The following is a 21,804-nucleotide window of genomic DNA, read 5'->3' as shown; positions in this document are numbered from 1 at the left end:
TCCGCATGAAGACACTCGCAATCGCCTTGGCTACGACCGGCGCGCTCTCCGCGCTGGCCACCGCCAAGGACCGCGCGCCCGAACTCCTGCTCAACGAGATTCAGGTCGTCGGCACGCACAACAGCTATTCGCAGGGCATCGACCCGCGCCTGATGGCGATGGCGGAAGCCATCGTCGGCCCCAAGTTGATGGCGCGCAACGCCTCGCTCACCGGCGCCGCCAAAGCCGCCGGGCTCGAATATCATCCCAATCCCGGCAGCCTCAGTCAGGGCCTGAACTATCGCTACACATCGCTCGCGTCCCAGCTCGACGCCGGGATGCGTAGCCTCGAGATCGACATCAACAACGATCCCGACGGCGGCCGTTACGCGCACCCGGCCGGCTATGCGGCGCTGAAGGCGAAGGGCATCGTCGACCCGCTGCCGCTCGACAAGACCGACATGGACAAGCCAGGGCTCAAGGTCTTCCACATCGCCGATTTCGACGTGCGGTCGAGCTGCAACCTGTTCCGCACCTGCCTCGGCCAGTTGCGCACCTGGTCCGACGCGCATCCGAACCACGAACCGATCTTCATCCTGGTCGAGGCCAAGAGCGATCCGCTGCCGATCTTCCGCGGCTCGACCAAGCCGCTTCCGTTCGACGCCAAGGCGTTCGCGGAGATGGATGCGTCGATCTACGACGTGATCGGGCGCGATCACCTCGTGACGCCGGACGCCGTCCGCGGCGGCTATGCGACGCTCGAAGCCGGTGTTCGCGCGCATCACTGGCCGACGCTGCAGGCGGCGCGGGGCAAGTTCGTCTTCCTGCTGCTGACCGCACTCGATCCGATCGCGCTGGCGGCGTATCACGAGGGCCACCCCAATCTCGAGGGTCGTGCCGCGTTCCTGCGCGCCAGTCCGGGCGACAACTATGCCGCGTTCCTGCTAATGGACAACGCGACGATGCGGGCCAAGGAGATCCCGGCGCTCGTCGAGCAGGGCTATCTGGTCCGCGCGCGTGCCGACATCGAGACGTTCGAAGCGCGGATCAACGACCCCGCGCGCGCGACGCAGGCGTTCCGCAGCGGTGCGCAGATCGTCTCGACCGACTTCTACAGGCCCGGCAACGGCTATGGCACGTCCTATGTGGTACGGCTGCCCGGCGGCGGTGCCGCGCGGTGCAACCCGGTCAACGCGCCCGCCGGCTGCGCGCTGCCGCGGTGAACCATGTCGTCGCTCGCAATCGGACAGGAAGACGCATGACACGATCGTTCGCAATAGGACCGGCCCTCGCGCTGATGGCGGCCACCGCGATGGCCAAAGACCCGGCCCCCACGCGTGCGCTGCGGATAAACGACGTTGCGGTCATCGGCACGCACAACAGCTACAAGCAGCCGATGCCCGCCGCGACGATGGCGAAAATCCGCGCGACCGATCCTGCGATGGCCGACGCGCTCGATTACGCGCACCGCAGCCTCGTCGCGCAACTCGATGCCGGTGCTCGACAACTCGAGATCGACGTCAATTATGATCCGCACGGCGGCCATTACGCGCGGGGCTCGAACGATCCGACGCTATTGAGACCCGGCTTCAAGGTGCTGCACATTCCCGGCATCGACAATGCGTCGAGCTGCGTGCTGCTGACCGAGTGCCTGACGATCGTCCGCGACTGGTCGGCCAAGCATCCGCGCCACGTGCCGATCATGCTGATGTTCAACACCAAGGACGAGCAGAACGCGGCGCGCGGTGGGATCGACGCGCTGCCGTTCGACGCAGCGGCCTACGACGCGCTCGATGCGGAGATCCGCTCGATCCTGCCGCCCGGCAAGCTGATCGTCCCCGACGACGTGCAGGGCCATTATGCAACACTGCGCGAGGCCGTGCTCGCCGACAACTGGCCCTTGCTGGAGGCGTCGCGCGGCAAATTCCTGTTCGCGATGGACGAGCCGCCGGCGAAGGTCGCGGTGTACCGCGGCACGCGGCGCTCGCTCGAGGGCCGCGTGTTCTTCATCAACACCGACGAGGACTCGCCCGCTGCCGCCTATCTGACGCTCAACGACCCGGTCCACGATGCCGAGCGTATCCGCCGCGACGTCGCCGCGGGCTTCATCGTCCGCACCCGCGCCGACGCGAACACCCGTGAGGCTCGCGCCAACGATACCGTCCCGCGCGACACCGCGTTGGCCGGCGGCGCGCAATATGCCTCGACCGACTATCTCTGGACCGACCCCCGCTTGGTCGGCGGCTATCATGTGGCCTTGCCCGGCGGGCAGGTCGCACGTTGCAATCCCGTACGCGTGCGTCAGCCTTGCGGCGACCTCGAAGGGCAGCCGAGATGAACCGCACCTGGCTTTCTTGACTGCCCTCGAACCTTCGACATAGCGGATGACGCAGGGTCGTGATGTCACGCAGTCCAGTCGAACCTTTGGCATATGGTTAGACGGATTTGCTGACCCATATTTGGACGCTCGCGCGGGCGTTCCGAGGCTCCGACTTCGGTCGTGCGTTCATATTGGTCGGCGACGATCCGCACCCACCGGCCGCGAGGATATCGACGGCCAGTGCGATCAGGTCTTGGCGATGCGCTGAATTCTCGTCGAGCCGGGGGGGACGGAAGTGCTCGTCATGACGTAAGCTTGAATCACCGCGCACCTGTCGCGTCCGCCTCAGCTAACCTTGCTCCAGTGGTGCAGGGCCATGGCGTTATAGCCGACCATCGCGTTCACGAGCGTGCCGCGCAGCTCCGTATCGACGAGATCGTCGGGCAGCAGCGGGTCCGAGTTGATCGCGCGGATGACGGATTGCCCGAGCAGGAAGGTTTCGCGCGCCGCCTCGGTGACGGGCATCCGCGCGGTCCTGGCCTCGCTGGCTTCCAGCTCGCCGATCCAGAAGCGATAGCCGTCCTCGAGCAGGTCGGGTGACCACAAGGCGCGGAACCGTGCATCGTCCGCCGACTGCGCGACGCATCCGGCGAGGATGGTCGCCTGCGCGTCGAGCCCCAGCCCCGCGAGTTCGCCGGCCAGCGACGCCGTATCGCGCCGCAGATTGTCCGGCCGCACCCAGGCACCGGTATCCGCCTCGACAAAGCCGGTGAGCCGCAACGCCCGCTCGCCCGCCTGGAGCCGCGGCCGGTTGATGCGGCCCAGATGGTGCGTCAGCACGACGATCCACGCCCCGTCCCACGGGCGCACGCCATCCTCGAGGCGCGGCCACTGGCGCGCCTTTGCATGCAGCGCGGCCGCGTTTGGGCCCAGCGAATAGACGCCTCTCTCGGCCTGGTCGGCGAGGCCCTCCCGCACCAGCCGTCCCAGCGCGACGCGCATCGCAGCGGGTTCGATGTCGAAGATGCGGGCACGATCGATCAGCGTGCCGGCGCGCAGCGGCGCGGGCGCGGCGGTCGACAGGAACCACAGCGCGAGCGACTTCGGCGTCACCGGCGCGCGCCAATCATATAACATCTTTTGACTCATGCTGCGCTATCGTGTTACTCAGGCTGCGGAAGGATCGCCAGCATGAAGGTAAGAGATTTTATTGCAAGGGACGAACTGGCCGCATTGACGCGCCGATCGAATCTGCGGGCGTGGTGGGCGTTCGCGGTGAACTGGGGGTTGATCGCAGGCGCGTTCGCCGTCGCGATCATCTGGCCCAACCCGCTGACGATCCTCGCCGCGATCCCGGTTATCGCCGCGCGCCAGCTCGGGCTCGGCATCCTCGTGCATGATTGCGCGCACAACGCGCTGTTCACCGACCGACGCACCAACGAGGTCGTCGGGCAATGGCTCGCGGGGACGCCGATCAACCTGTCGCTCCAGGACTATCGCACCTACCATCTGGCGCATCATCGACATGCCGGAACCCCCGACGATCCCGATCTCGGCTTCGTCGCCAATTATCCGATCACCGCCCAGGCGCTGCGCCGCAAGCTGATGCGCGACGTGACCGGCCGCACCGGCTGGCGCGATCTCGTCCAGTCGCTCGCGCGCTTCACGATCGCCAAGCAATGGCCCTGGGTCGCCTTTCACATCGGTCTGTTCGCCGTGCTTGCGCTGGCGGGCGGCTGGTGGGCGTACGGGCTGTGGTGGGTCGCGCAGATCTTCGCCTACCCCGTGATCGCGCGCCTCCGCCAGATCGGCGAACATGGTGTCGTGCCCGATCGCGGCGATGCAGATCCGCGCATGAACACCGCGACCACGATGGTATCCTGGTGGGAGCGGCTGCTGGTCGCCCCGAACCACGTCAGTTATCATGTCGAGCATCACGTGGCGGCGGGTGTCCCGCCCTACCGGCTCGCGCGGATGCACCGCCTGCTGAAAGCGCGCGGCTTCTATGACGGGTTCGATTCGCTCTCGCACGGCTATCGCGACGTGGTGCGCCGCGCGACCCGCCGGGCCGCCTGAGGATTTGACCGATCACGCGGAGTCAGGACCCGGCGTGCGGCACTCGCTTGGTCCGATACCCAATCGAGAGGTCCGGCCCGAATGATACGAGCGGCATGACATCCTCGTGTTGCGTAATGCGCCTGCAAGTACGCGACATCGGGATTGCCGAAGAAGCGTTCGGTTAGTGCCATATTGCGCCACACGACAAACCGGGTAGGCTTGCGCTATGGAAAACACTGAATCGCTCGACCTTTTCACCCTCCTTGAGATCGCCCTGGAGGAGCGCAACGAAGCAGCCGACGCCTTCGACGTGTTCAAGCAGGATGCCGTGATGGCCCATGCACCCGCGCCAGGCGACGAGCCCGCCATCACCAGCGACGACGCCGCAGCGGCGGCGGCGGAGGAAGTCGACGAGTTCACCGCAGACGTCCGAGACCTGTTGAACACTGCATCGGACGCCGATCTGTCGAGCGCCTATGACCAGTCGGGCGGTGAAGTTGGCCACCCGGTGGCGGAAGCGCTGCTCGGCGAGATCAAGCGTCGCGGTCTCGGGCTCTGATCGATATGTAACCGCGCCCGGCCCGACCTGGGATCGATGATACGCCTGCCCGGGACTCTCCGATTGCTCCAGATCAGAGAAACGAATTGCCGATCGCGTGGTGCAATGGAAAGATGCGGTCATGCAAATACTAAAAGCGGCCGGCCTCGTGCTCCTCGCGTCAGCGCCCGGCAATGCCCAAATTGTCGCACAGCCCTCGGCAGGACCGTACCAACGCGCGGTAGCAGCGGGTTACAAGGCGGCGCTCTACTGCTCCGGCATCTTCAACGCCGGTCGCACGCCTGAGCAGATCGATGCGGATGAACTGGCCGGCATCTACCCCGAATATGATAAGATCGTGCCCACTCTGACGGCGAACGTCGACCGTGGTCTTCAGTCCGTTTCCGTAGCATTCGATCCCCAGCTACCGCCAAGACGCGCAGCTTGGACCAGCGGACGGGGGTGCGTGACGCTGCCGATCGGCGACACGGCACCGACTGGCCGCAAGTCGACAGCGGCACCGTCGATTACGGCGGCGGATCCTCGTCGCTGGCCGCAGGGTGACAGTGGCATCGCACCGCGCCCGTCGGCCACACTGAGCGGCGCCGTCGGCAAGGCATTCGGGATCACATATGGCGCCGCCACCAAAACGGTCGGCGTGATCGTCGTGCAGGACGGCCAGGTTCTTGCCGAGCAATATGGCCGCGGTTTCGGGCCGTTCGTGTCCAATCGGACCTGGTCGGTCGGCAAGTCGATCGCCGGCACGCTTATAGGTCTCGCCAATCCAGGCGCGTTAAAGGCGCCCGCCGCCGTGCCGCAATGGAAGACGGGCGATCCACGTCAGGCGATCACGCTCGACAATCTCCTACGCATGGCATCCGGGCTGCATAGCGAAACCGCCGGCAATCGCACCGATGCCATCTATTTCGGCGGCACCACCGTCGACGAACAGGCGGTGTCATGGCCTCTGGAAGCCTTGCCCGGCAAACGCTTTCGCTACGCCAACACCGATATCCTACTCGCGGCCTACGCCACGCGACAGGCAATCGGCGAGCCCCGGTACCGCGCATTGCCGGGCACCCTGTTCCGCCCGCTCGGCATGTCGCACACCGTTGCCGAAACGGACTGGCACGGCAATTACATCCTCTCCAGTCAGGTCTGGTCGACCGCCCGCGACTTGGCGAGGCTGGGGTTGTTCTGGTCGCAGGACGGCGTCTGGCAGGGCAAGCGCCTGTTGCCGGCAGGGTGGATGCTCACCATGACAACGCCCAGCGGACCGCAGCCCGCGAGCGGACCGGGCTATGGCGCGACGATGTGGCTGTTCGGCCCCAAGCAGGGCCTGCCCGAGGGCAGCTTTGCCGCGCAAGGCAACCGGGGTCAGTATGTGATGGTGATCCCGTCCCGGCACCTGGTGGTGGTCAGGCGTGGCGAGGATCCCGGCTCCGCCCGGTTCAACGTCGCTCAGTTCGTGGCGGACATTGCCGCCGCTTTGCCATAGGCCTCTTACCCGAACGGCATACACGGCGACGGAGGAACAGGCGTAAGCCGTTGGCGCTAGCCCTTCGTGAACAACGCCTTCGGCAAGACGACGTGGACGCCCTTGTTGCGGTCGACGAGCTCGGTGATCTCGACATCGCCCGCGACGCTGATCAGCATGTAGGCGTCGTCGCGCGTCATGCCTTTTTCCGCGACGAGAAAATCGATCATGTTGCGCAGCGCCTTGCGGGTCGCGTGGCTGAGATCGTCGTCGAAGCCCATTGCGATATAGGCCTTGGGCGTCTCGGCGCGCGGATAGGTGATCGCAGCCTTCTTGTGCAGCACGAACTCGAACGTGCCGGTCAACGACGTTTCCAGCGCCGTGATATCGACCTCGCCATTGCCCTGCGCGGCATGACCGTCGCCGACCTGGAAAAGTGCATCGGGGACGTAGACGGGAAGGAACAGAGTCGTCCCGGCGACGAGTGCCTTGTCGTCCATGTTGCCGCCGTTGATCGTCGGCGGCGCGCTGTCGTAGCGGCCGAACGCCAGCGGCGGCGCGACCCCCATGCTGCCGAAGAACGGCGCAAGCGGCACTTCGATGCCGGGTGCGAACAGGCCGACCATGCGCTTGGCATCCAGCGGGACGATCTTCATGCGCGCATAGGGGAAATCGTCGGTCAGGAAGCCCGCCCCGTACCGAAACGCGTTATAGGCATAGGGTATCGCGAGATCGACCTTGCGGATGCGCACCTCCAGCATGTCGCCGGGCTCCGCGCCTGCGATCGCGATCGGCCCGGTCAGGATATGGCCGCCCGGGCCGCGCGCGCTGGCAGGGACGCCGTCATAGACGGCACGCAGCGCCGGTTCGATTTGCACGGGCGCGACTCCCGCCTTTTCGAGACCTGCCGGACTGTTGGTCAGCAGCGTATGGATCACCACCGTGTCGCCCGACCGAATCGTCAGCACCGGCTTGTCCGTGGCATCGTAATGCCCCCAGGCGACCGTCTGTGGCGTCGCCTTCAATTCATATGTCGCAGCGCACGCGGGAGTCGCCACGGCAGCCAGAGCGGCAAGGATCAGGTAGCGCATCGTCATCCCTTCAACACTCCAGAGCGCAGCCGTTGGCGCGTATCTCACTCGCCGCGGCACGGGCCTGATTTGACCCGTCTGCCGACATGCACCGCGGCCTTGCGAATTGCCAACTCTGGACAGGCGTTCATTTTGACGCCCGGGCCATACGGACACTGAGACGGGTCAGGTCGGCGGCGGTGCGCGATCGTCATCCCGACCTAAACCGACGGCTTGGTTTATCTAGTGGCCAACGAAATGGTGATCGCGCCATCGTCGATCGTCACTTCAGGCCGCCAGATCTCGGGAGAACGGCGCGTGTGCTGACCGCGATCCACCTCAGGCGAAGAGTCGAAGTAGTGAGCGGTTGGCAACTTTATCTGACAATCGCAAGCGCTCGATATCCAGCATTATCTTGGCTTTAGATACTGATCCGGGTCAGTACGATCACGAGGACATTTCCGCCGCGGCATCGCGTTGACGATAGCCATCACGGCATGCGGAGAGAATAAATGGCCGTTAAATTTGCAGGAACGATGAACGCGATCAATCGTGGGCTCGACGCGACGAAGCCCTCCAAGGGTACCGACATGGTCGAGGATTGGGAAGCCGCGTTGGCCGAGATCGACACCCCTGGTGCCAAGGGCATTCTTCGCGACTTGGGTTCGCTTCGCAAACAACTGGAGCGGTCCGAGCCTGACGCCGATCGCGTCCACGCCCTGCTCCACCGTCTCGGCACTGCGACGACCAAAATCGCCGAAAAGGCCGATACGTCGCAGGAGAAGCTGAAGATGCTCGGCGATGCGCTGACCGAAGCCGGCGAAGATACACCGGACGAGGATGAAGACGTTGCCGCCGCCGCGAGCCCAAAGCGCGCGCGAAAGAAGGTCTAAACCAAAAACGGGCCGGCGATTCTGATCACCGGCCCGTCATCTTATAGAGTCGAAATGATTCAAGCGGTAACCGCCTCGGCCGTGGGATCGACTTTCGATATAGCCAGTGCGGCTGGTTTATCATCGGTTGCGTATTCCTCGTCCAGCGTCTCCTTCAGAATCGCTGCAATCTCGCTGCGGCCGCGTTGTTGGCACGAGCAATAAGTGTACCTTGGCGGGTGATCTCGTAGCGCGTGATCTCGTAGCGACCGACCGCCTGTGCCGACGCGATGAATACCGCATCGGGCGTCTTCGGACGTTAACTTGGACGTCCGGTTGTCGTCGGGTTGCCGGACGTAACGTTGCCTAGTCGCTGACCTGTATCGATCAACGACCTGGCGGATCGTAGTGAGATCGTGCTCTTCCCTTTTCGTCGCCTGGATCGGAATGCTTTTTCGTGGGGATCGGGACGACCGTTACGAACGCTTACCTTTGCTTACCCACTGAGCATGTTTGGCGTGGGGCATAGGGACTAGTTCGGGAGGACCATAGAAAAGGTCCTTGTCATGATCGCACTCGAACTGGCGGCCGCCCTGCTGGGTATGGCAGCAGCGCCACAATATATAAAACCCGACCGCCAATCGGCAACCGTCCGGCCGGCTACCCGCGCCGCCACCCGCCCCGCCGCCACCCGCCCCATTGCTCGCGGCGTATCCGCCAAGACGGACCAGCGCCAGACCCGCAACCACGCGCAGACGGCGGCCTGCGGCAAGACCCACAAGGGCTATGACGCAAGGACCGACACATTTCGCGACGCCCGCGGCAAGCGCCAGAATTGCCCTCGCTAAGCAGGCCCTGACCATGATCTCATCGACCTCGCGCGGGACTGTTACGCTCCTGCTGACCGTGGCGCTCGCCGGCTGCGGCGCGTCCAAGGACGCCATGCCCAAAATGCCGCCCGCCGAGGTCGGCATCGTCACGTTGAAGACGGAGCCGGTAACGACCACGACCGAGCTGACCGGTCGAACGGCGGCCACGGCGATATCGGAGGTACGTCCCCAGGTCGACGGGATCATCAAGGCCCGATTGTTCACCGAGGGCACGCTGGTCCGCGCCGGCCAGCCCTTGTACCAGATCGATTCCCGCCTGTACCGGGCCACCCGGGACCAGGTCGCCGCACAATTGGCGAGCGCCCAGGCCTCGGCCGTCACCGCACAGGCCAAGGTGCAGCGGTATAACCGCCTGCAAAGCGCGGATGCGGTCGCGCGGCAGGACGTCGACGATGCCGTCGCGACGTCCAGGCAGGCGAGCGCGAGCATTGCGCAATATCGCGCAAACCTGCGCACCGCGAACGTCAATCTGGGCTTCACGCGGGTCTATGCGCCGATTTCAGGGCGGATCGGTCGATCGACCTATACCCAGGGTGCGCTCGTCACGGCGGCGCAGACCACGGCGCTGGCGACGATCTCCCAGCTCGATCCGATCTTCGTCGATATCCAGCAATCGAGCAGTGCGCTGTACGATCTGCGACAAAGCCTTGCCACCGGCGAAGCGCTGCCGGCGAGCACCACCGTCCGCCTGTCGCTGGAAAACGGTCGCGCCTATCCGCAGACCGGAACGATCCAGTTCGGCGAGGCCGTCGTCGATACGACCACCGGGACGGTGACGCTGCGCGCCCGGTTCGCGAACCCCAAGGACCTGTTGCTGCCCGGGATGTTCGTGCGTCTGACGGTGCCGCAGACCGTGATCCGCAACGCGGTCCTCGCACCACAGCAGGGCATCACCCGCGACGCCAAGGGCAACGCCACCGCGATGGTCGTCGGCGCCGACAACAAGGTCGCACTCCGCCAGGTCACGACCGCGCAGGCGGTCGGCGACACATGGATCGTCACCGCCGGACTGAAGGCCGGCGACCGGCTAATCGTCCAGGGGGTGGACAAGGCACAGGCCGGCGCGACCGTGAAGCCGGTCGCCGTCAAGCTCGGGACCACCAACTGACATGGGTATCAGCCGCTTCTTCGTCGAACGCCCGATCTTCGCGTGGGTGATCGCGATCGTCATCATGCTCGGCGGGGTCGCGGGACTGCGCTCCCTGCCGATCGCGCAATATCCCGACGTCGCACCCCCGACGATATCGATCAGCGCCACCTATCCGGGCGCCTCCGCCGAAACGCTGGAAACCAGCGTGACGCAGGTCATCGAACAGCAGCTGACCGGGATCGACGGCCTGCAGTATTTCCAGTCGAGTTCGGATTCATCGGGATCGGCCTCGATCACCGTCACCTTCGTCAAGGGCACCGATGCGGATACCGCGCAGGTCCAGGTCCAGAACAAGGTCCAGCAGGCGGAGGCGCGCCTGCCGAGCGCGGTAACGTCGCAGGGCGTCACCGTGTCGAAGTCGAACAGCGACTTCCTGATGATCGTCGCGCTGTACGACAAGACCGACAAGGCCACTGCGAACGACATCGCCGATTACCTGATCAGCAATTTCCAGGACGATCTCGCGCGCGTCGACGGCGTCGGCCAGACCCAGGTGTTCGGCGCGCAATATGCGATGCGCGTATGGCTCGATCCGACCAAACTCGCGGCGGTGCAGCTGATGCCGTCCGACGTGCAGAGCGCGATCCAGGCGCAGAACGTCGACGTCTCGGCCGGACAGGTAGGCGCATTGCCCGCGGTGAAGGGGCAGATGCTGAACGCCACCGTCCGTGCCAAATCGCGCCTGACGACCCCCGACCAGTTTCGTGCGATCGTGCTGAAGACCAAGACCGACGGATCGATCGTTCGCCTGTCCGACGTCGCCCGCGTCGAACTGGGACAGGACAGCTATAATTCCTCGGCGGAACTCGATGGCCATCCGGCGTCGGGGATGGCGATCCAGCTGGCGACCGGGGCCGATGCCCTGGAGACCGCGACCGCGGTGAAGGCGCGGATGGCCGAACTGTCGACCAACCTGCCCGCCGGCTATGCCATCGCCTATCCGCGCGACACCACCACGTTCGTCAAACTGTCGGTCGAGGAAGTCGTCGAGACGCTGGTGATCGCGATCATTCTGGTGATCGTCGTGATGTTCGTCTTCCTCCAGAACTGGCGGGCGACACTGATCCCGGCGATCGCGGTTCCGGTCGTGCTGCTCGGCACGTTCGGGGTGCTGGCGGTGTGCGGTTATTCGATCAACACGCTCACCCTGTTTGCGATGGTGCTCGCCATCGGGTTGCTGGTCGACGACGCGATCGTTGTGGTCGAGAATGTCGAGCGGGTAATGGCGGAGGAAGGGCTCAGCCCGCGCGACGCGACGGTCCGGTCGATGAGCGAGATCGGATCGGCCCTGGTCGGCATCGCGCTCGTCCTGTCGGCGGTGTTCCTGCCGATGGCGTTCTTCGGTGGATCGACCGGCGTGATCTATCGCCAGTTCTCGGTCACGATCGTCTCGGCGATGCTGTTGTCGGTGCTGGTCGCGCTCGTCCTCACCCCCGCCCTGACCGCGACGTTGCTCAAGCCGACGCATGGCGATCCGCTGGAGCGCCGCGGCGTGTTCGGCAAGTTCAACCGGTGGTTCGATCGCTCGACGCATCGGTATGTCGGAGCGACGCGCGCGGTGATCGGCCGGCGCGGGCTGCACATGGCGGTGGTCGGCGTCATCACGATCGTCCTCGCCGTGCTGTTCCTCCGGTTGCCGACCAGCTTCCTGCCGACCGAGGACCAGGGCCAGGTGATGGTGATGTACACGCTGCCCGCCGGTGCCACCAACGAGCGGACCGAGGCCGTGCGCGACCGCGTCCAGAGCTATTTCACCGATCACGAGAATGGGACGGTCGCCAACGCCTTCAGCATCACCGGATTCGGGTTCAGCGGATCGGGTCAGAATGCAGGCATGGCCTTTGCCAGCCTCGCGCCGTTCGACGAGCGCAAGGATGCGAGCCAGAGCGCATCGGCGATCAATGCCCGCGCGATGAAGAGCTTCAGCCAGATCCGCGATGCGACCGTCATTCCGCTCACCCCGCCCGCCATCTCAGGCCTGGGCCAGTCCAACGGCTTCACGTTCGAGCTGACCAACACGAGCGGGCTCAGCCGGGACGCCTTCGTCGCGCTGCGCGACAAGCTGATCGCGGCGGCCAACAAGGATTCCAAGCTCGCGCAGGTCCGCGCCTCCACGCTGCCCGACACGCCACAGCTTCGCGTGACGCTCGACGATGCCAAGCTCGCGGTGTTCGGGCTCACCGAGAACGACGTGACCAACGTGCTGTCGAGCGCGTGGGGCGGCGTGTACGTCAACGACTTCGTCGATCGGGGCCGGGTGAAGCGCGTCTACATGCAGGCCGATGCGCCGTTCCGGATGCTGCCGAACGACCTGGATGGCTGGTTCGTCCGCACCTCCAGCGGCACGATGGTCCCGTTCTCGGCGATCGCGACGCTGTCGTGGGAGAAGGGGCCGAATAGCGTCGCCCGCTTCAACGGTCGCTCGTCCTATGAAATCCAGGGCGAGCCGGCGGTGGGCGGCAGTTCGGGTGCGGCGATGAAGGAGATGATCAAGCTGCAGAAGGAACTGGCACCCGGCACCGGCTATGCCTGGGCGGGGCTGTCGTTCCAGGAGAACCAGGCCAGCGGACAGGCGCCGATGCTGTACGGGCTGTCGGTCCTGATCGTCTTCCTGTGCCTCGCGGCGCTGTATGAAAGCTGGTCGGTGCCGATCGCGGTGCTGCTGGTGCTGCCGCTCGGGATCATCGGTGCGGTGATCGCGGTCACGATGCGCGGGCTCGACAACGACATCTACTTCCAGGTCGGGCTGATCACCACGATCGGGCTTGCCGCCAAGAACGCGATCCTGATCGTCGAGTTCGCGGAAGAGGCGCGACGCGACGGCAAGGACGTGGTCGAGGCCGCACTGGAGGCGGCGCGGACCCGGCTTCGCCCGATCCTGATGACCAGCCTCGCGTTCATCTTCGGCGTGTTCCCGCTCGCGGTCGCGACCGGCGCGGGGGCCAACAGCCGGATCGCGATCGGCACCGCGGTGGTCGGTGGGATGCTGACCGCGACCGTGCTGGCGATCTTCTACGTGCCGATGTTCTTCGTCATCGTCGCCCGACTGTTCCACGGCAAAAAGGAGAAAGCGGCATGATCCGCGTGCGTATCGCGGCGGCGCTGATCGCGGCCACCGCGCTCGGCGGTTGCAACCTCGCACCGCATTATGTCCGTTCGGTCGCCGACTTCGTGCCGCCGGCGTGGCCGACCGGCGCGTCTTACGCACCCCATGCGGCGGGCCAGGCCGGGATGCCATGGCGCACGCTGGTGATCGACGCGAAGCTGCGGACGGTCATCGAGCGCGCGCTGGCCAACAACCAGGATCTCGCCCAGGCGGTCGCCAACGTCGCTTCGGCCCGCGCCTTGTACAAGGTCCAGAAGTCGAGCCAGTTGCCGACCTTGTCCGCCGATGCAGGCGCGACGATCAACCGTGCGGTGACCGGCGGCGGCACCGCCTCGGCCGGGTCGAGCACGCTGTTTTCGGGCAGCGTCGGGATCAGCGGCTTCGAGCTCGACCTGTTCGGGCGCCAGAAGAACCTGTCGCAAGCCGCGTTCGAGACCTATCTCGGCACAGAGAGCGGCGCGCGCAATACGCGCTTCACCGTCGTTGCCGAGACCGCCACGGCGTATCTCACGCTGCTCTCTGACCGCGACCTGCTCGCCGTTGCCAACGCACAGGTCGCCAGCAGCGAGCGCACGGTCAGGCTCAACGACGAACTGCACGACGTCGGGCTGGTGAGCGGCTCCGACCCCGCGGATGCGCGGACCTTGCTCGCCCAGGCGCGGGCGGACGTGGCGCAATACACGACGCAGGTGGCGCAGGACCGCAATGCGCTCGAGCTGCTGGTCGGGGCAACGGTCGAGGACACACTGCTGCCTGCCAGCCTCGGTGCGCTCGATACGGGTATCGCCACCGTGCCCGCCGGGCTGTCCTCGACCGTGCTGCTCGACCGACCCGACGTGGTCGAGGCCGAGCACCAGCTGAAATCCGCCAACGCCAATGTCGGTGCGGCGCGCGCGGCGTTCTTCCCGACGATCTCGCTGACCAGCGCGCTCGGCGTTGCCAGCTCCGCGCTAACCAGCCTATTCTCGGGTTCGACCTGGTCCGCGACGCCGTCCGCCAGCGTGCCGATCCTCGGCGGGGCCAATCGCGGCAACCTCGATTACGCGCGGGCGCAGGTCGACTATTACCTCGCCGCCTACCGCAAGGCAGCCCAGACCGCGTATCGCGACGTCGCCGACGGCCTGGCCCGACGCGGCACGATCGCCCGCCAGCGTGCGGCGCAGGCCGATCTCGTCGCCGCCGCGCAAAAGAGCTACACGATCAGCGAGGCACGATACCGCGAAGGCACCGACAGTTTCCTGACCGCGCTCGTCGCACAGCGCACGCTGTATTCCGCCCGCCAGACCGCGATCACGACCGTGCTTACCGATCTCCAGAACCGGGTGACGCTCTACCAGGCCATCGGGTCGGACGACACGTTGTGATTAGGGTGACCGGGGTGCGGCTGGGCATGCCTGGCCGGGCGGGCTATGCCTGCGCCACGGCCTCGACATGACGCCGCCCGATCGGATGGATGACGACATGATGCCCGGCACGGCGGCGGACCGCCCTCACCTCCTGATCGCGGACGACGACGCCGATATTCGCGACCTGGTGACCGCACAGCTGGCGCGCGAGGGCTATGCGCTGACCGCTGCCGGCGACGTTGCGGGGATCCGCGCGGCGCTGGCGGCGCACAGCATCGACCTCATCGTCCTCGATCTCGGGCTGCCCGACGGTGACGGGCTGACGCTGTGCCGCGAACTGCGCGGCGAGGGCTATCCGGGCGCGATCATCATGGTCACCGCGCGCGACAGTGCGATCGACCGGGTGCTCGGCCTGGAACTGGGCGCCGACGACTATCTCACCAAGCCGTTCGAGCCGCGCGAACTGACCGCACGCGTCCGCAACCTGCTCCGCCGCGGTGCGCGCGACGTCGGCGCGGCGGCACCGGCGCGGATCGCGACCTTCGGCCGGTGGCGGCTCGATCTCGTCAAGCGCCGCCTGCTCGCCCCCGGCGACAATGTCGTCATGCTATCCGCCGCCGAGTTCGACATGCTCTCCCATCTGGTCCACGCCGCAGGGCGTCCGCTGTCGCGCGAGGCGCTGGTTCCTGCCCGCGCCGCGACCGCGTCGTACGACCGGACGATCGACAACCAGATCAGCCGCCTGCGTCAGAAGCTGAAACCCGACGGCGAGGACCTGATCCTCACGGTCCGCGGCCAGGGCTATATGCTCGCCGCGACCGTCACGTTCGGATGAAGCCCGCCATCGACCGGATGGTGCGCTTCGCCGGCTCGCTGACCGGCCGGATCGCGATGATCCTCGCCGTCGGCATCCTGATCGCCTCGGTCGGCGCGCTGCTGATCGCCGAGCAGGGGCGGCGCAGCGAGTTCATGCGGATCCGCGACGAGCGCGTGATCGCCAGCGCGCTTGACGTCCTCGCCCGCCTGCATCGCGATCCCCAGGGCACGCTGCGCAACCTCAGCGACGGCAGACTCGTCGGTGCCCATCTCGTCGATGGCCGGACACGGCCGTTGATCGACCCGAACAGCACGCTGAGCGAGATGCTCGCCGCGCGACGCGCACCGGGCGTGGAAGTCGCGATCTCGCCTGCGCCCGCCACCGCATGCCACGTCAAGGACCCCTTGCAGGAACGCCCGCGTACTGCCGGTATCCAGCCCCTGGTGCTAGACTGCTGGCTGATGGCGACGGTATTGGATGGTAGCTCGCTCGTCGTCGCGCTCAACCTTCCGCAACTGCCCGCACCGCCGAGCTGGACCACCGACCGGCTGTTCCTGCTGCTCGTCATCGCCGCGGCGTTGGCCCTCTCGCTGATCGTCGCGCGCCTGGCAACCGCGCCGCTGCGCCGATTGTCCGCCGCCGCCGACGCCTTCGCGCGGTCGATCGACGCCGAGCCGGTGCTGGAAACCGGTCCGACCGACGTGCGCGCCGCTCTTGCCACCTTCAACCTGATGCAGGAGCGGGTCCGCGCGGGCCTGCGTGAGCGCACCCGCATCCTGGCGGCGATCAGCCACGACCTGCAGACGCCGCTGACCCGGCTGCGCCTTCGCCTCGAACAGGTCGAGGACGAGCCGCTGCGCGAACGGCTGGTCGCGGACCTGTCGGCGACGCTCGCGATGATGAAGCGCGGATTGGACCTCGCCCGCAGCGGCGAAAGCGGCGAAGACTGGTCGACGGTCGATCTCGACTCCGTGCTGTCGAGCATCGCCGACGACGCCGCGGAGTTCGGCCATGCCGTCCGCTTCACGCAGCCCTGCGGCGAAATTGTCCGCGTACGCCCCGACGCGCTCACCCGGTGCCTGTCGAACCTGGTCGACAACGCGATCAAACATGGCGGCGACGCCCATATCGCGGCGAGGCGGGCCGGCAAGACAGTGATCGTCACCGTCCGCGATCACGGACCCGGGATGAGCGAAGACATGCTGGCGCACGCGTTCGACCCGTTCGTGCGCGCCGACACATCACGGTCGAGCGGCGACGGAACCGGGATCGGCCTCACCATCGCGCGCGCGCAGGCTGCCGCGATCGGCGGGCATATCAGCCTTGCCAATCATCCCGGCGGCGGATTGGAAGCAACGCTGGCGCTTCGTAAAGGCTGAGCGTCATCGGCCGATATGCGCGCTCCATAATTTGATAAAATAGCTCGGAGAACCGATGTCCGGTTTCATCCGCTAGCGACTGCGCGCGCTGTGGACACTCGCGGAGACTGATCAAGATCAACCGGTCTCGCCCGTGTCAATTCGCCCCAGTTGCAGATGATCAGCAGCCCGTTCTTGCTTACCGAAATCGGACGTTCGTTCATCGTCTCAATCGGCGGCTTCTGAGTAGGCCCGGTCCAACCGTCAGTTCCCGAACTCGGTGTCAGCGATCAGCCGAAGCCAATGTCAGTGACTTCGATCTTGGCATTGGTCGCCACCCGTTGAGTGCGAGAACAAGATCACCCGTTAGACGCTGCATTCGGTCTGCGAGTAGCGGGACCAGAACAGGGTGCTGACGAACCTTCGCCATGAAAGCCGGATCGAACGAAGGTTGGACCAGAGCAGGCTGTAGTTCTAGTAACGCATCCCCTCCGAACGGCTCCCCTGCCAGAGCGTCAGCATAGGCCTGCGCGGCATCCGCGACATTTCCGGTACAGCGCGCCCATGTGGTGCGCAGCGTGATAGTAGGGTCGATCACGAAACGATTTTCTTGCGGATCGACCGCGGCGTGCAGCGGCATCGCAGCGGCTGCAGCCTCTGCGGTGCGTCCAAGCTTGCTTAATGCGCAAGATTTGATCCAGGCGAACTGACGGTCGCTTCCTCGAACGCGGGCGTTCGTCGTGAATGGCCCATCCCCGCCTGGCGCGGCGAAGCTATCTTGTGCCGCTTCGATCGCAGACAGGGCTTCAGCCGCTCTACCGACCTCAAGAAGCATCGCTGCGCGATTTACTTCCAGATTTACCTTCGTCCGATCATTTCCCATTGGCGGAATGCTGGCCTCGATGATGCCGATAGCGGCATCGACGTGGCCTTGTACGTGCTGGGCTTTCGCCAGCCAGGTCGATGTCGCTGCCCATTCGATTGGTCCCCTCATGCCTTTTTTGGGGGCGGTCCCACGGGCGTTTTCCATCAGGCGCGTCGCTTCATCGATCCTGCCCGCGTTCAGAAGTGCGTCCGCCAACAGGAAGGTGCCACGAAGCTTGGGGCCGACAACGGAGCCAAGACTAGTATCGGCATCTTTCGTGCGCCCTTTTGCAAATAAGACCTGAGCTGCACCGATCGCGCTGTCGCGCAACTTCTCGAGTCCCATCCCGGCCCATTCCGTAACCTGCGGCCATATCGCTGCGAGGCGCTTGTCCGCCAACAGCGCCAAGGTGTCGTCAAGGCGCTTGATTTCGATGGCCTGTGGCGAACCTGCCGATCGGATAGTGAGCGTTGCCGTCGTTGCAGAAACCGGGCGAAACATGATGTCCGTAGATATATTGCCGGTAAGCGCGGGTGCTGAGGGTGGATTACCGGCTGATGCGTGGGCTGTGGCCAAAGCGAGTGCGACGAGCATCGAATATATCCCCCTGCTATCTTGGTTTGTCCTGTCATACGGTAAATTCAATGAAGACATTGCAGGAGCGTCGGGTGCTGCATCTCGGATATCATTGACGGCACTGCACGGCACCATGGCAACAGCTGGTTGCCGAAGGCGACGCAGGTCCGCTTCATTAACTGGGCGTCAAGAGGCGGACCAGTGTCATTCACCAATCCCGGCGGCTGGCCGAGTTTGTGCCCGGGATGTGAACATTCAAGATCGCGTCGCTACGCTCATGGACACCCTTGGCGGATGGGATTTTCTTCCTACCGCCTTCCATCATGGTGATCAGGACGGATTGCGTTCAGAACTTGGCCCGCACGCCGAAATTGACGCTGCGACCGAAGGTGTGGATTTCGGTCACGTCGTCGCGGGTTCCGGCATAGGAAACCTGCCGGGCGTTCAGGACATTGGTCGCCTGCACGAAGCCCTCCACGTTCGGCCGGATCTGGTAGCTGGCCCCCATGTCGACGATGCCGAACCCGTCCTGATAATTGCCCACCACGTCCTCGAGCGTAGGCAGCGACGTCACCACCGCCCCCGAATCGGTCAGGTACTTGCTGCGATAGGTGTAGCTGGCGTTGATCTCGAACGGTCCGCTTTCGAAGAACGGCGTGATCGAGTAACTGAGATCGGACACGCCCTGCATCCCGGCGTTCGCCGCGCCGATCCCGGCCAGGTTCAGTTCCAGCTTCGACGTGGCGAAGGTTGCCGTTGCCGTCACACCCAGGCCGACCGGCAGCTTGTTGGTGTAGCCGAATTCGAGACCGGAGATCTTCGCATCGCCGACATTGGTGGGGGTGGCGACTAACACGTCGACCGGCAATGTCGTCCCGTCGCGGACCGCAAAGGCGAGCGACCGGGTTTCGAAGTCCGATGCGATATAGTCGCTGATATCCTTGTAGAAGGCCGCCGCCGTGAACGCGCCGAACCTGGGGAAATACCATTCGAGCGACGCGTCGAGGTTCCACGACGTATAGGGCCGCAGATTGGGGTTGCCCGCCGCGGCGGTGAGGATGATCGACGGATCGCGCAGCGCAGCGGCCCCTTCGTTGAAGATGCTGGTCACGGTCGCGCTGTTGGTGTTGATCGAGTTGCGCAGTTCGGACAGCGACGGGCGCGTCATCGTGCGCGCGGCGGCAAGCCGGAACCGCACGCCGTCCGTGATCTTGAAGTTGGCGTTCGCGCTCGGCAACCACTCGGCATAGTTGCCCTTGGTGGTCAGCGGCGTGACCGCGGTGGTCACCTTGCCGTTCGCCCCCTGCACCGGCGACACCGTGGTGCCGTCGACGGACGTCGAGGTCCGCACATAGCGTAGGCCGAGATTGCCGGTCACCGGGATCGTGGCGACCGAGGAGGCAAAATCGACCCGGCCATAGCCCGCGACGATTTCCTCGCCGATGCGATAGGAATTCTGCAGATCAGCCGCGGTCGGGGTGAGGTCGCCGGCGCTCGGGTTCACCCCGTCAAACTCGCCGTTGAGCACATAGGCCCCATTGAACAGATTCCAGTCGACATTGGTCCAGCGCTGAAACTGCGCGATCGACTGGTCGAAGCCATTGGACGGCACCGGAAAGCCAAGGAATGCGCCCGTCTGCGTCATGCCGGGACGGAGCTGGGTCGTGCTGCGATCGCGACGCTGATAATCGCGCGAGCGATCCGAATACTGGCCACCATAAGCGATGCGGGTGAAGCGGAAGCCCTCCCCGCCCAGATCGACGTCGCGCGAGACGTTGAGCACCCCCGTCTTGTCCTGATCCTCCGAATTGATCGGCCGCACCGCGAAGCTTTCATAGCGCATCTTCGACGGATCGGTCAGGTCGAGGGTGGTCTGCAGCATCTTGATGCGCGCATCGTCGCGGACACCGCGGAAATCGAAACTCAGGTCACCGCCGGCGCCGTCGGCGGTGCGATATTGCACGCGCTGAATCGGCGTATCGAGGTCGCTGCGCGCCCGCGCGTAGCTGATGCGCGGCTCGATTCGCCAGCCGTCGAGATCGAGCCGGATCGTGCCGTTCAGCTGCATGTTCTCGTGCGACTGGTCGAGATATTCGCTGTAGTTGCGGATCCGAGCACCGCGGATCGTGCCCGCCACCAGCCGGCCGTCCTCGACCACCGCCGTCGCAAGATCGAGGCGTGCGATCTGACCAGGGATGTAATAGGTCAGCCGCCGCTCATAGGTTTCGTTGTTGAATTTCGAATATAGCCCGTCGATGTCGAATTCGAGATTGGGGACGGGGCGCCACTGGACACCGATCACACCGCTGATCCGCTCGCGCTTTTCCTGCTCGAGATACGGCTGGAAATCGCCCGGCGCCTTGACCGTGCCCAGCCCCGGAATCGCGAGATCCTGCCAATAGCCGCGGACGCGATCGAACTGCACTTCGCGCTTCGAATAGGAAACGCCAGCGAGAATGCCGAACGTCTTGTCGGCGTTGCGCCAGCTGCCCGACAGGCTGCCGTTCGGATTGACCGTGTCGGTCCGCTCCTCATACCCGCCAAAGGCGGTGGCGGCGACGAACGAGTCGCGGTTCAGCGGCTTTATCAGGCGGATGTCGACGGTCGAGCCGATGCCGTTCTCGACCAGGTCGGCGGTCGGCGACTTGGTGACGACGATGCTGTCGATCAGCGTTGCCGGCAGAACCTGCAGCCGGAACTGTCGCCCCGACTGGCCCGAATTGCGGATATTCTCGTTATAGGCCAGCGGCATGCCGTCGAACGTCACGGCCTGGAAATTGGGGCCCAGGCCGCGCACGCTGATGAACTGGCCCTCGCCGGCTTCGCGCACGATCGTGACGCCGGGCACACGCTGCAGGGCTTCGGCCACGTTGAAGGCGGGCAGCTTGCCGATATCCGCGGCGACGATCGAGTCGGAGATCGAATCCGCATTGCGCTTCAGGTCCAACGCGCGTTCGACCCCATTCGAAAACTTTGCGGTGACGACGATCTCTTCACCCGCGGGCGCGGTGTCGGCGAATGCCGTTGGCGTCTGACCGGCCGCCGCCGACCGAGGGCGAACGATCAGTGCACCCGCCGCATCGCGGGTGACGATCAGCGACGTGCCTTCGATCAGGCGACGCACGGCCGTTTCGGTGTCGAATTCGCCTGACAATGCGGGCGCGGTCAGTCCCGCCACGGCGGCCGACGTGAACAGGATGTCGGTGCCGCTCAGCCGCGCAATCTGCTCCAGCGCGCGGCCCATGGGCTGTGCGACGATATCGATCCGGGCGCGCCTCGCGCCGTTCTGCGCCGCGGCAACGGTCGATACCGACCACGCGGCCAGCACGAGCGCAAGCGCCGCCGACCGGTAAAGCTGCCGTTTCAGGTTCGTCATGAAAGG

At 65.3% G+C, this 21,804-nt stretch carries 16 protein-coding genes; 12 read left to right on the top strand and 4 right to left on the bottom strand.

The window, feature by feature from the left end; all coding sequences use genetic code 11:
* The first annotated feature begins 5 nt into the window (after positions 1-5).
* Positions 6-1,202 carry a Ca2+-dependent phosphoinositide-specific phospholipase C gene (locus SPHN_RS00355; RefSeq protein ID WP_248520493.1) on the top strand — a complete coding sequence of 399 codons (1,197 nt, stop codon included), beginning with the start codon at positions 6-8 and terminating at the stop codon, positions 1,200-1,202.
* Positions 1,203-1,237: 35 nt separating this feature from the next.
* Positions 1,238-2,317, top strand: coding sequence for a Ca2+-dependent phosphoinositide-specific phospholipase C (locus tag SPHN_RS00350; RefSeq protein ID WP_248520492.1), 1,080 nt, complete (start codon positions 1,238-1,240; stop codon positions 2,315-2,317).
* Positions 2,318-2,644: 327 nt separating this feature from the next.
* Here SPHN_RS00350 and SPHN_RS00345 read toward each other — a convergent pair whose 3' ends face one another.
* Positions 2,645-3,448: a hypothetical protein gene (locus tag SPHN_RS00345; protein WP_248520491.1), complete on the bottom strand. Its 804-nt coding sequence runs from the start codon at positions 3,446-3,448 to the stop codon at positions 2,645-2,647.
* A 42-nt stretch (positions 3,449-3,490) separates the two neighbouring features.
* On the opposite strand from SPHN_RS00345, the gene SPHN_RS00340 reads away from it, so the two are divergent.
* From SPHN_RS00340 to SPHN_RS00325, 3 genes are all read left to right on the top strand, one after another.
* Positions 3,491-4,375 (top strand): fatty acid desaturase family protein, encoded by an 885-nt coding sequence (locus SPHN_RS00340; RefSeq protein WP_248520490.1) that lies wholly within the window; start codon positions 3,491-3,493, stop codon positions 4,373-4,375.
* Positions 4,376-4,583: 208 nt separating this feature from the next.
* Positions 4,584-4,916 (top strand): hypothetical protein, encoded by a 333-nt coding sequence (locus SPHN_RS00330; RefSeq protein ID WP_248520488.1) that lies wholly within the window; start codon positions 4,584-4,586, stop codon positions 4,914-4,916.
* A 121-nt stretch (positions 4,917-5,037) separates the two neighbouring features.
* The gene (locus SPHN_RS00325) at positions 5,038-6,393 is read left to right on the top strand and encodes a serine hydrolase domain-containing protein (RefSeq protein ID WP_248520487.1); all 1,356 of its coding nucleotides are present in this window, start codon (positions 5,038-5,040) and stop codon (positions 6,391-6,393) included.
* Positions 6,394-6,449: 56 nt separating this feature from the next.
* Here the strand turns inward: SPHN_RS00325 and SPHN_RS00320 are convergent, their stop codons facing one another.
* Complete coding sequence (locus tag SPHN_RS00320; protein ID WP_248520486.1) at positions 6,450-7,463, bottom strand: acetamidase/formamidase family protein; 1,014 nt, start codon at positions 7,461-7,463, stop codon at positions 6,450-6,452.
* Positions 7,464-7,954: 491 nt separating this feature from the next.
* On the opposite strand from SPHN_RS00320, the gene SPHN_RS00315 reads away from it, so the two are divergent.
* The 7 genes from SPHN_RS00315 to SPHN_RS00285 all read left to right on the top strand — a co-directional run bounded on the left by SPHN_RS00315 (position 7,955) and on the right by SPHN_RS00285 (position 17,002).
* Positions 7,955-8,335: a hypothetical protein gene (locus tag SPHN_RS00315; RefSeq protein WP_248520485.1), complete on the top strand. Its 381-nt coding sequence runs from the start codon at positions 7,955-7,957 to the stop codon at positions 8,333-8,335.
* 545 nt (positions 8,336-8,880) lie between these two features.
* Positions 8,881-9,162: a hypothetical protein gene (locus SPHN_RS00310; RefSeq protein ID WP_248520484.1), complete on the top strand. Its 282-nt coding sequence runs from the start codon at positions 8,881-8,883 to the stop codon at positions 9,160-9,162.
* A gap of 13 nt (positions 9,163-9,175) precedes the next feature.
* Positions 9,176-10,312, top strand: a complete 1,137-nt coding sequence (locus SPHN_RS00305) for an efflux RND transporter periplasmic adaptor subunit (RefSeq protein ID WP_248520483.1) — start codon at positions 9,176-9,178, stop codon at positions 10,310-10,312.
* A gap of 1 nt (position 10,313) precedes the next feature.
* A complete protein-coding gene (locus tag SPHN_RS00300; RefSeq protein WP_282580368.1) occupies positions 10,314-13,433 on the top strand; it encodes an efflux RND transporter permease subunit in 3,120 nt (1,039 codons plus the stop codon).
* The gene (locus tag SPHN_RS00295; RefSeq protein ID WP_248520482.1) at positions 13,430-14,824 is read left to right on the top strand and encodes an efflux transporter outer membrane subunit; all 1,395 of its coding nucleotides are present in this window, start codon (positions 13,430-13,432) and stop codon (positions 14,822-14,824) included. The genes SPHN_RS00300 and SPHN_RS00295 overlap by 4 nt, the downstream gene beginning before the upstream one ends.
* Positions 14,825-14,924: 100 nt before the next feature.
* Positions 14,925-15,641: a response regulator transcription factor gene (locus SPHN_RS00290; RefSeq protein WP_248521422.1), complete on the top strand. Its 717-nt coding sequence runs from the start codon at positions 14,925-14,927 to the stop codon at positions 15,639-15,641.
* Entirely contained in the window at positions 15,638-17,002 is a 1,365-nt protein-coding gene (locus SPHN_RS00285; protein WP_248520481.1) for an ATP-binding protein, read from the top strand. The genes SPHN_RS00290 and SPHN_RS00285 overlap by 4 nt, the downstream gene beginning before the upstream one ends.
* A gap of 262 nt (positions 17,003-17,264) precedes the next feature.
* On the opposite strand, the gene SPHN_RS00280 is transcribed toward SPHN_RS00285, so the two are convergent.
* Entirely contained in the window at positions 17,265-18,440 is a 1,176-nt protein-coding gene (locus tag SPHN_RS00280) for a hypothetical protein (RefSeq protein WP_248520480.1), read from the bottom strand.
* A 328-nt stretch (positions 18,441-18,768) separates the two neighbouring features.
* Positions 18,769-21,798, bottom strand: a complete 3,030-nt coding sequence (locus tag SPHN_RS00275) for a TonB-dependent receptor (RefSeq protein WP_248520479.1) — start codon at positions 21,796-21,798, stop codon at positions 18,769-18,771.
* Between the last annotated feature and the right edge of the window lie 6 nt (positions 21,799-21,804).

The organism is Sphingomonas faeni (assembly GCF_023195535.1).
GTDB classification, from domain to species: domain Bacteria; phylum Pseudomonadota; class Alphaproteobacteria; order Sphingomonadales; family Sphingomonadaceae; genus Sphingomonas; species Sphingomonas faeni_B.
The sequence above is the reverse complement of the archived record's forward strand: the minus strand, read 5'-3'. Positions and strand labels throughout refer to the sequence as shown.

What these genes read in the sequence shown, in the direction of transcription:
- SPHN_RS00355 (WP_248520493.1), top strand. Translation starts at nt 6, where the DNA reads ATGAAGACACTCGCAATCGCCTTGGCTACGACCGGCGCGCTCTCCGCG.
- SPHN_RS00350 (WP_248520492.1), top strand. Translation starts at nt 1,238, where the DNA reads ATGACACGATCGTTCGCAATAGGACCGGCCCTCGCGCTGATGGCGGCC.
- SPHN_RS00345 (WP_248520491.1), bottom strand. Translation starts at nt 3,448, where the DNA reads ATGAGTCAAAAGATGTTATATGATTGGCGCGCGCCGGTGACGCCGAAG.
- SPHN_RS00340 (WP_248520490.1), top strand. Translation starts at nt 3,491, where the DNA reads ATGAAGGTAAGAGATTTTATTGCAAGGGACGAACTGGCCGCATTGACG.
- SPHN_RS00330 (WP_248520488.1), top strand. Translation starts at nt 4,584, where the DNA reads ATGGAAAACACTGAATCGCTCGACCTTTTCACCCTCCTTGAGATCGCC.
- SPHN_RS00325 (WP_248520487.1), top strand. Translation starts at nt 5,038, where the DNA reads ATGCAAATACTAAAAGCGGCCGGCCTCGTGCTCCTCGCGTCAGCGCCC.
- SPHN_RS00320 (WP_248520486.1), bottom strand. Translation starts at nt 7,463, where the DNA reads ATGCGCTACCTGATCCTTGCCGCTCTGGCTGCCGTGGCGACTCCCGCG.
- SPHN_RS00315 (WP_248520485.1), top strand. Translation starts at nt 7,955, where the DNA reads ATGGCCGTTAAATTTGCAGGAACGATGAACGCGATCAATCGTGGGCTC.
- SPHN_RS00310 (WP_248520484.1), top strand. Translation starts at nt 8,881, where the DNA reads ATGATCGCACTCGAACTGGCGGCCGCCCTGCTGGGTATGGCAGCAGCG.
- SPHN_RS00305 (WP_248520483.1), top strand. Translation starts at nt 9,176, where the DNA reads ATGATCTCATCGACCTCGCGCGGGACTGTTACGCTCCTGCTGACCGTG.
- SPHN_RS00300 (WP_282580368.1), top strand. Translation starts at nt 10,314, where the DNA reads ATGGGTATCAGCCGCTTCTTCGTCGAACGCCCGATCTTCGCGTGGGTG.
- SPHN_RS00295 (WP_248520482.1), top strand. Translation starts at nt 13,430, where the DNA reads ATGATCCGCGTGCGTATCGCGGCGGCGCTGATCGCGGCCACCGCGCTC.
- SPHN_RS00290 (WP_248521422.1), top strand. Translation starts at nt 14,925, where the DNA reads ATGCCCGGCACGGCGGCGGACCGCCCTCACCTCCTGATCGCGGACGAC.
- SPHN_RS00285 (WP_248520481.1), top strand. Translation starts at nt 15,638, where the DNA reads ATGAAGCCCGCCATCGACCGGATGGTGCGCTTCGCCGGCTCGCTGACC.
- SPHN_RS00280 (WP_248520480.1), bottom strand. Translation starts at nt 18,440, where the DNA reads ATGCTCGTCGCACTCGCTTTGGCCACAGCCCACGCATCAGCCGGTAAT.
- SPHN_RS00275 (WP_248520479.1), bottom strand. Translation starts at nt 21,798, where the DNA reads ATGACGAACCTGAAACGGCAGCTTTACCGGTCGGCGGCGCTTGCGCTC.